Origin of the sequence: Pseudoalteromonas sp. 19-MNA-CIBAN-0066, from assembly GCF_040308705.1 — a bacterium.
Taxonomy (GTDB): Bacteria; Pseudomonadota; Gammaproteobacteria; order Enterobacterales; family Alteromonadaceae; genus Pseudoalteromonas; species Pseudoalteromonas nigrifaciens.
In genome coordinates, this window is the sequence record NZ_JBEONZ010000059.1 from 1 (window position 1) to 9,471 (window position 9,471).

At 36.0% G+C, this 9,471-nt stretch carries 10 protein-coding genes and 1 pseudogene; 2 read left to right on the forward strand and 9 right to left on the reverse strand.

What is annotated here, in order from left to right; all coding sequences use genetic code 11:
- Together AAEZ18_RS17590 and AAEZ18_RS17595 are read left to right on the forward strand one after the other, a co-directional pair.
- Positions 1–513, forward strand: a pseudogene (locus AAEZ18_RS17590) (DEAD/DEAH box helicase); the annotation flags it as partial.
- A gap of 88 nt (positions 514–601) precedes the next feature.
- A complete protein-coding gene (locus tag AAEZ18_RS17595) occupies positions 602–1,051 on the forward strand; it encodes an antitoxin Xre/MbcA/ParS toxin-binding domain-containing protein (RefSeq protein WP_350545238.1) in 450 nt (149 codons plus the stop codon).
- Between the two features lie 480 nt (positions 1,052–1,531).
- On the opposite strand, the gene AAEZ18_RS17600 is transcribed toward AAEZ18_RS17595, so the two are convergent.
- The 9 genes from AAEZ18_RS17600 to AAEZ18_RS17640 all read right to left on the reverse strand — a co-directional run bounded on the left by AAEZ18_RS17600 (position 1,532) and on the right by AAEZ18_RS17640 (position 9,369).
- A complete protein-coding gene (locus tag AAEZ18_RS17600) occupies positions 1,532–2,449 on the reverse strand; it encodes an alpha/beta hydrolase (RefSeq protein WP_257025530.1) in 918 nt (305 codons plus the stop codon).
- Positions 2,450–2,761: 312 nt separating this feature from the next.
- The gene (locus tag AAEZ18_RS17605; protein ID WP_350546017.1) at positions 2,762–3,565 is read right to left on the reverse strand and encodes a hypothetical protein; all 804 of its coding nucleotides are present in this window, start codon (positions 3,563–3,565) and stop codon (positions 2,762–2,764) included.
- 376 nt (positions 3,566–3,941) lie between these two features.
- Positions 3,942–4,973 carry a putative phage abortive infection protein gene (locus AAEZ18_RS17610; RefSeq protein WP_350546020.1) on the reverse strand — a complete coding sequence of 344 codons (1,032 nt, stop codon included), beginning with the start codon at positions 4,971–4,973 and terminating at the stop codon, positions 3,942–3,944.
- Positions 4,974–4,992: 19 nt separating this feature from the next.
- On the reverse strand, positions 4,993–5,130 hold the full coding sequence (locus tag AAEZ18_RS17615; protein WP_282115386.1) for a hypothetical protein: 138 nt from the start codon (positions 5,128–5,130) through the stop codon (positions 4,993–4,995).
- A gap of 11 nt (positions 5,131–5,141) precedes the next feature.
- Positions 5,142–5,633: a hypothetical protein gene (locus tag AAEZ18_RS17620; RefSeq protein WP_282115385.1), complete on the reverse strand. Its 492-nt coding sequence runs from the start codon at positions 5,631–5,633 to the stop codon at positions 5,142–5,144.
- A 116-nt stretch (positions 5,634–5,749) separates the two neighbouring features.
- Positions 5,750–6,706, reverse strand: a complete 957-nt coding sequence (locus AAEZ18_RS17625; protein ID WP_350546023.1) for a pPIWI-associating nuclease domain-containing protein — start codon at positions 6,704–6,706, stop codon at positions 5,750–5,752.
- 372 nt (positions 6,707–7,078) lie between these two features.
- Positions 7,079–7,960 carry a hypothetical protein gene (locus tag AAEZ18_RS17630; RefSeq protein WP_350547135.1) on the reverse strand — a complete coding sequence of 294 codons (882 nt, stop codon included), beginning with the start codon at positions 7,958–7,960 and terminating at the stop codon, positions 7,079–7,081.
- Positions 7,961–7,987: 27 nt separating this feature from the next.
- Complete coding sequence (locus AAEZ18_RS17635) at positions 7,988–8,647, reverse strand: hypothetical protein (RefSeq protein WP_069440057.1); 660 nt, start codon at positions 8,645–8,647, stop codon at positions 7,988–7,990.
- 92 nt (positions 8,648–8,739) lie between these two features.
- Positions 8,740–9,369 (reverse strand): hypothetical protein, encoded by a 630-nt coding sequence (locus AAEZ18_RS17640; RefSeq protein WP_350547132.1) that lies wholly within the window; start codon positions 9,367–9,369, stop codon positions 8,740–8,742.
- Between the last annotated feature and the right edge of the window lie 102 nt (positions 9,370–9,471).

Consider the following 9,471-nt stretch of genomic DNA (forward strand, 5'->3'; position numbering starts at 1 on the left):
GCACAAACTAAGTGGATTATTTCTGTTGGTATGATTAGCGAAGGTACAAACATCCCTCGTTTGCAGGTTTGCTGCCATCTTACAAACATAAAAACAGAAATGCATTTTCGGCAAATATTGGGCCGCATACTGAGGGTAACAAACTCTAAAAACCAAGAAGCTATTATGTACATGCCCGCTGAACCTAAGCTTTTAGAGTACGCGTTTAGAGTTAATCAAGATGTTCCATTAGAAGCTGATGTAGTTAAGTTTGAAAAGATGAAAGCTACTGCTGAAGAGCCTACTGAAGATAAAGATTTAAGTAAAATGACTTTTAATAAACAAAGTAAAAAACCTTCCAAAGCTCAGTTTGATTTTGATAACTTTGCTGACTTTTTTGATCTGCCAGTTATGAGCAGTAGGCCTGAAGCGACAGAGGAACATTTTTTAACCGGTGCCTATGAACGAATAATTAATATATCAGGCCGCTTTCAGCAGGAGGCTATTGCTTTGGGGTTAAGTGAATTGAGGTAAATACGCTAGAATTTACCACAAGCAGACCTCTACAAGTAACATCGATTTCAGTTACACGAGGGAATATAACTTAATTTAAGGTGTTGCCATGTATAGCTTCTCTGAAATTCATAAAAAAATAGACTTTATAGAAATTTTAACCAATAGAGAGAGCAGTGAAAAATCAAGTCACCTAGAGCAAATTCACTTTATACATCAAGGTGTAGATATCAAAAATGCTGAGCGTTTAAGGATAGAGTTAGGCTGGGGTATACGAACATTTTCTTCAGCTATTAGAACTAGCAATAGCTCATATGTACGCTATAAAAAAGAATTAAAGCCTTTAAATACCACTTTAAGTGAAAATGCATTTGAAATTGCAAAAGTTTGCTCTTTTTGTCTTGATTACTTTGAAAATATAGAACGTTTTAATACCTGGTTAAATACCCCCTCACTCCCATTTGACTCTAAAAAACCTTTAACATTTATAAATACTATAGCTGGCCGTGAATTAATTAAAAATACCGTAAACAGCCTCAAATATGGATATAACGCCTAAAAGTAAAGTGCCTTAGGGCGTGAAGCGCATTGTAAGCTGGCTGCAATATCTGAAGCCAAGATCTGTACCTTTGGTTAATTTAATAAGAAGCTATCACATTAGAGAAGTAATAAGTTGATTTGAACTTATTAATGGCCCAACTCACTCTGATAGTCGCATTTGTGCCATGAATGGACATTGAAGATTCTTAATGTGTGAAGTCAAGATTTGACCCCATTCGCTTCATTCGCTTTCATTCGCTTTTTTGGGCATTCACATAACGAGGCTGTAGAATAACTCCAACAGCCAAAATCAATTAAAAAACGAGCTCCTGCAATTAATTCTAAGCGTTTTTAGAGCATTAGGTAATGTATTTGAACCCATAAAACAGGCTGTTTTTCTTAAAAAAGAGTAATTCTACAGCCTCAACGCAGCCAGCACGCGCGGCTTTGTAGTGAAAGCAACGCCGTAACGGAAAAGACGTCGCCTTGCCTGGCCTTGTTAAATTTTCGCCCAAAATTCATAATACTTAGTAAGCGCTTTAGGCACAGAAACATATGGATTTGCATTATGCCCAGCACCTTCGCTATAACTGTGTGCCCATTGTAAATTGGCGGGAGCATTGGTTTCCAAAGCACTAAGTAGCCCTTTGAAAGAACCAGTAATAATTTCGTTTTCTTTTGCACCCAAGCTAAGGTATAAGAAAATAGGTTTACCATCGGTAGCGGGCAAGTTTTCTGCAAACTCTTTTACAACCACCGAATCGTCGTACCAAGCTGCTGGGCTAAAAGCAAAGTACCCGCTAAAAAGATCCGGTTTAGTAACAATTGTATAGAGTACCAAACTCCCACCTGCCGAAAAGCCACTTAACAACCTGTTGTCGTTGATAGAGTAATTCTTCTCAAGATATGGGAGCAATTCAGTTTCGATGAATGCTAAAAATTTATCAGCTTTACCAAATATATCCGGATGATTATCGTTTTCAGGGCGAGCTTCAATACTTACATCACGTCGAGCGTACGGAGGAACTAAATCCCTATTTCTCGAATCAACCCAAAACAAATTAGGTATAGCAACAATTATAGAATCTTCTATAATGTCCTGTGAGCTTAGCTCAGCCAGTGTTTCATCCCAGCGTACCAGATTAAAATTACCGTCAGTTTTAATAATTAGCGGGTATTTTTTACTTCGCTCGTAACTACTAGGTAGCCGAACAAAGATTTTCCTGTTTTCGCTTAATACCGAAGAGTAAATCGTTTCATCAACAAAATCAGAAGTGTAATCCTCTTTGTATTGTTGTGCCTTAAAAAATGCAGCAGCCACCGCGGCTAGCACAATTCCAATTAATACAACATTTTTAATAACTTTGAAATTCATAAATTCTTCCTTGAAAAATTTAACAGTGCGCTCATCGCGCATATTTCTGCCGACTCCACACTCACTTATCTACTTTATATAGTTTTAACAAATAACCTAAGGTATTACTATCACTAAGTTTTCTAAAACTTTTAAGTAAAGTTAAATGGAACAATATGCGCGCGTCGCTCATTTTCATGAATATATGCGCAAAGAGCTGTTTAATAAATCAATTAACGACGATATTTAGCCAACCTCAATGACCGCTTATCGCTCTTTGCTGAATTTCAGCTAAGTGCCAATAGCGGAAATCGACTACATGATTTTAAAAATGCAGCTTTGATACAAAACCAGACATAGATTATGCTTATTTAGTTAAAAGTAATTGATACAAAGGAAAGCTAACCATAGGATGACAATAATAATGATAGAGAATATTATTATTGTCATATCTGATGTATTTATTTCTGTTGCTTCAAATTTACCCTCTAGCTTGCTTTCAAAACGCCTAAAATTTGCTTTTAGATCAATCATATTATCGAAAGACGAATATGCCGCCCACCCAAAGAAAATGAAAAAAATAGTAAAAATACAACCTAAAGCAACACCTAAAAAATTAGATTTTGAAAACAGAAATATTGCTAACACAAAAGATATAAAGCAAAAATGTAAGAACATAATTCCTAAGGAAAGTAATGCTCCAATGCGTAAATTTTTACCTTTTTCACTCAAACTTTTTATCTTACCCCTCTGTTTATCAAACGAAATTAGGCCCCCCACATTTGCATAATATGAAAATGCAAAAAAACGCTCTTCTACATTAGCTAATAACTTGATGATATCTATCGGAATGTATGTTTTGTAATAGAGCTTAAAGGCCTCTTCAACAACAAAGTAACTTTCAGGCTTAGACCAGGCTTTATCATAAACCAGCCCCTCTATAAACTTAAGTTGCTCTAACTTCACAGCGGCATCAGGTGCCTTACGCGCTATTTTCGTCACAAAAATAGCAACTCCAGCAGTAACGATTGCAACGATTAAAGGAATAATACTTTTTAGTATATCCCCGTAATCATCAAAGAAAGTAATAGATACATTTGAAACCTTATCATCTGCCAAAACGGGTAATGATAAAAAAAATATGGATACTGTAATTAAAGTTTTATAAGTAGCGTTCAATTATTTATTCCTTAAGTTGTTGTCCTTGAGGTTTACCACTTTTTGACGTTCAAAACTACCAAGGATATAAAATATATGATGTTCATTTTTTTAGTTTGAGAAAATCATAACTCTGAAAAAAAACAAGAAAATACCAAGTATAAATAACTAATAATACTTAAATAAATATGGCAACTTTAGGCTTTGAATTACCAAAAGCTAATGTTGGCTTTTGGTTAATTTCTACCGTTAAAATATTAACGGTCAATGAACGCTATTCGCTCCAAGCCGAACTTCCTCAAAGTGCCATTTCCGGACATTCGTAACGCCGCATTAAACGGACTAAAATTGTATTATACTGTGGAGCGAAACGTAACCCTCTGTTTTTATTTGATCTTCACACTCTAGCTTCACACCTAGTATGAAGATAGCAACCTTCTGTTAACTCTAAGTCACATAAATTTAAATGTTCATCCTTTAGTTGATGATACTTTTTTTCTATAAAATCATTATGACCAAGCGCAAATGCGTAGTTATTTAGGATTGTAAATGCAGATAGTCCTTTGTTAAGGTTTTCGAGCTTAATATGCTCTAAAAACTCGTACCTTTCTAACATTTCCCAATACAAGTCAAGATTATTTATGCAGTTGTAAGATGGGATACTGTTTAGTGCAAGAACAGGTAACAAATTGACTGGTACAAAACCACGAATAATACTCACGTACATTTTTTCTTCGTTATTATTTTCTTCAATTGATTTTTTATTACTAAGTATTGCTGCATCAAAGTGTTTACCTGAGTTTTTCACATTATTTTTTGCTACAAATTTTAGCAGTTGATAAAGAATTCTAAAGTATTGTGATAGCAATTCATCTTCTAAAATTAGTTTCTGTTTTATTTTCAAAAACTCTGCCTCTAAAGATATATACTGCTCTTCAATACGATTTGGAATACTTTTGTATTGGGAACTTGATGACATCAAGTCTTTCAATGCATTATTATGAAGCTCCAATAGGGAGTAAAACGTAGATTCAAACTTTTGGAGCTTATTATTTTCTACTTGTTGTTCATTTGCATCAGCACTTTTATTAAGGGCTTCGATTGCTAAATTCAGCTCTTTTCTCTGCAAGTAAACTGTATATACCAATGTTAGGAATGATAATGATGCAAATACAGCCCCTATAGTACCTCCAACATATGAGCCAAAGCTTCCCCAATCGGATTGGCTAGCACTGAATTCACCAGAAAATTTCTTAAAGTAAAGTCCGAATATAACCACTCCAAAACCAAGGGTGAAAGCAACAAACCACGATATTGGATTTTTTAAAAGTTTGTTTAACATATGAGATGACATGTCCTCTTTGAATGCATAACGCCTTAAATATGGGGATTTTAGGAGCGCTTTTTCAGCGAGTAAAATTCCCACCATAATTTTTTGTTAGCTTTACTCAGTTACCTTGCTTTTGCTCTGGTGGTTTTACTTTGGGCATTGGCGTTGAAGTTGAAGACGGTGGCAATTGTTTATTTAATGCATCCGTGCGACTTTGCCCTGTTGGCTTTGGGTTATTATTTTGTGATTTAGTCATAGTATATTTCCTTAATGATATGTTGTTTTTAAATATATATCAGCTTCGACTTCGGCTGAGGTAAGAACTGATTTATCTTTTGGTAAAGTTATACCATTTAAACATTTATATTCTGCGGCTAGAGCATCGTCCTTTAAATCAGCCCATTTTGTATGAATCTCCTCTACACTCCATTTCCCCTCAGCTACAAAATACCAATCGCGTTCCGCTTTTAATGCTATCAGAGAAAGCATGTCACCAAGTTTATTTAATGATGACAACCTTTTCTTGAATGGTAGTAGAGGTTTGACCGCAGTTATCACTTGTGAAGCTGCGATAATACAAGCCCAAACAAATTGGTACTCTTTCCACAATGCCCAAGCAGCGATACTTGAAGACGAAGTTATAGCCAGAAATATATTTATAATTTGATCATATTTATTCTGTTTAACGGCATAACCTTGAACATAGTAGACATGTACTTTTAATTCTTTGAGTTGATTCCAATATTTTTGTTGGTACATGACTATCCTTGAAGAGCTAACGCCGCGTTAAGTGGACTAAAATCGTGGGTTGGAATGTGTAGCGAAGTGAATCATGACCCACTGTTTTGATTGCATTTAAATGCCTTTTTATATTTCTATTCATACCATGAGCTATTATCAATATCCATATGGTTTTCAGGTATGTGAACATCATCCAAATTAGTTAATGAGACATGTGCAGTGAAATTGTAAGGAAAATCAGTTTCAATTGAAGCTCCATCACCATTTCTCATATCAGATCTAGAACCCCATTCTAAAATACAATAAGCAGTTCCTCTTCCAACAATTTCAATTGATTGGCTAGTTATGCCACTGACAGAATATTCATCCAAATCGATATAATTAACCATTCCGTGAGTGGATAATATATCTAACCCATCCATTGTAGATTGGACTGATGTATCGATGACGGTATCACTTACTTGCTCATCAATTTTCCATTGAATTTCTTTACGACAATCATCGATTAAAGAAAGAATATCGCTCGTCAATTTTAAAACAGCTTTAGAAAGTTCTTCGCATTTTTCATCACTGATATTGAAGTTTTTAGATGACCTGACATGAGTGAATTTACTTAATTGATTAAACTTTTTACTAAAACCAGATAATGTCTCACTTAAAACATCAACTTCGTCTTCTTCTATTTCTAAGATCGTGCTTCGTACGTAGTCTACCTCCATCCCTCCGCAGACTGCATAAACAACACGTTGTAACCTTGTAACTTCGGTATCCGGGGGTTTTATGTACCAGCTACATTTCTTAATATCTTCATCACTTGAATACTTGGCAAGTATTATCCCAATAATCTCCCTCATACAATAAGCGAAATTATTAAACCGAACAGGGTTCCCATGATCTGACAAATTTCTTAGCGTTGCTAAAAATAAGTCTTTCTCAAAACCAGCATCAAGATGAGATAAAATTTTATCTGAGTAACTATCAGCAATTAGGTGTCTATAAATAGTACTTCTAGTGTTTTGCAACTTAGGAGAATATGAACGACGCTGAACTTTAGCCATTCTTTTACGCTTACGTTTAATATGATTAATCACGAGAGTTCCTTAGAAATATCACAGCTTTATCTGAGGACACTTCCCCTATTTTAGCGCGAAAACATCCTTACTTTATAAACTTATATTAATACCAGATATTGTAAGTTATTGCCAAATATAAATATTATGCTTTCTGTAGCTTATGTTAACATGTAAAAAAGAGGGAAGTTTCTTCTTATTCTTACCAAGTTAATGACTACTCACCTGAATGTCCGCTTTTCGCTCTTTTGAGGCATTCGCCTAAACACGTTTTGGGGCAAAGGCGAGTTATATACATAACCCGTCTCTGGACAAAAGTGAGTTACGCGTAACCTGGGAAACCGCTTATAAAGATTAGTAAAAGTATATTGAAGCCATAGTCGTTTGTTAGCATTATTTTTCAAACGTAATATTTGAATAATTAATAGCATTCCCATGCTTCTCGCTTAAGTGGTCAAAAACTTCAAACCAATCGAGAGACAAACCAACCCTTTTCCCCTTTTCTAACTGAACTTCACATCTGTAGGCTTCATACCCTGCAATATCAGCATAGTTCTGACACATTGATACAATAGAAGTTCGAGCGTTGTTGATGACACCATCAGTTAGCTCTCGATTTAACATATGCTTTTGAGAAATAGCGTATATGAAGCCATCTATTATGTCTGTCAGTTCAAGCTTAATGTCTTTAGATAGCACCTTTTTGGGTACACCTGCTTTGACTAAGTCTTCGTAGTAATAATAAATATTAAAGTGAGCTGTTTGACTTGAACTATCTTGATCGTAGCGTACTCCAGTAGTGAAGCTTCTGACTGGTAAAGCACTATGCTGACTATGACCACGTAAATTATAACCAACTACATAATGTAAATTCGTATCATAGATGTAACTTCGATGCTCTATAATCTTTTGTTTTACCGTAGGGTCATTTGTTAACTCAAAAGAAAAACAACGTTCTTTTAAATTATTATAATGCCAGTCTAGATATAATTTGCTCAAGTTAAAAAGATTAAACGCAAGTCTATTTAATGAACTACGAATTTCATGATTCAAAATGTAGTCTGCATATGGAGAGGAAACTGACCGCAAATTCCAATAGTTAACCTTATTTTTATAATCCCAATAAGCTTCAACTATTTGATCATAAATGATTTCTAAATCGAGAGCTTTGACCAAAACCGCCCTTAATTCTAAACTGTTTCTAATTTCGTCTTCTGGAGCATCAAAGAATTGATATTCGACTTTATCAGCATTGTAAATTGCTAAATTTTTCATAAACCTCCAATAATGCTAACGCCGCATTCAGCGGCTTGTCCGCTGCAATGTCTTGTTAACCCTTGGTTGTTCAATGCTTGCTACTGGATAGTGTACAATATCTTCTTCCCTAGCCACTAACTTGTAACGCTCGACGAAATGGGGAATTTCTCTATCCTGCGGCCAGTATGTCTCTTTAATTGAAATTGCAAAAAAACCAGCGTCTTCTTCACTTAATGAGCTACATATATTTCGCACTGATGTTCTTATCTTTGATAACTCTTTATTAAGATCAGACTTGGATATTTTTGGTTTTGATTCAAGACGATCTATTGCAAGCAGCACACGACGAATTTTATCGGGATCACAGTGCATTTTCTTCTTTTCAATTATGTCCGCCTCACTCATTCCATTTTTTACTATTTCACTAGTAACCAAATTCATCAATGATTTGGCATCTTTGATCATGTAATCAATACCAGAACGGAATGAACCATATTGACCAATGCCAATGTACAGAGCGCCAACAATTGCTAGAGTGACCTTGAGACTCCCTTCTTGAAGTCGCACATAGATCTTTGTATGTTGATCAAATATGAGGTTCGCGTACTTTGATGTTAATTCTTCAAGGTACTGCTCCGCCTCCTTAAGAGGCACCTCCTCAAAGTCTAAGTCAAAATGAAAATCCAATCCCGCGAGTAATGCCACAATCTCTCCTTGAGGGTTAACGCCCGGCTCACGCGCCGATTTTTAGCCGCGAAGCGGCGGAAAAGCGGTCGCTGTGGAGCCGATTGTTAGGCTTACTCGACTGTGATAAAGGCATCATGGAATTCACGTAGATTTGGTATGAAAGAACTTGAAATATCTGAATTCTCGTATACAGCAGTACGAATTGAGCCTTGTATTTGGACAGCCATTTCATTAGCGCCAAGAATTCTTTTATATTCATCCACGCTGAGACTAACCATCGCACTTTCTTGTATATTAGATGACGCTGATCGGGTGACCGTATTGTATGAAATCACGTCAGACCAGTCAGTTGAACTTGAGCTTGCACTTAAAATTATCGGATCGCCACCATCAATTAGAAAGGTTATACGCTGAATGTTACCAAGCCTATTAGGTGAGCCAAAGGTAGTATCGTGACTCGTCATATTCTCGATACTAAATCCAAGCAGCAGTAGCTCGCCAGGCGAGCTTCTTGTGAGAACAGGATTTATAAAAACACCACTACCGTCAATATGAACTCCGCCTGCAATAGACTTTGAAGATATCCGATTATTTCTGCTCGTAAAAACTTCGTTTCCAGTGTTGCTGAAGCGCATATCAGCCTCAACCACTTCAAAGCGTCCGGGCCCGAACATGCCACCTTGTCCTGACGCGCATCCCGCTATAACCAACGAAATCAACAAAACGATAAGTGTTTTCATTTGAATCTCCATTACTTGTCCAGCCTAACGCCTGCCTAAGCGGCGATTAACAATGGGTTAAAATTATTGAGCGCAGCGACAATAACCCATTGTTAATTGTCC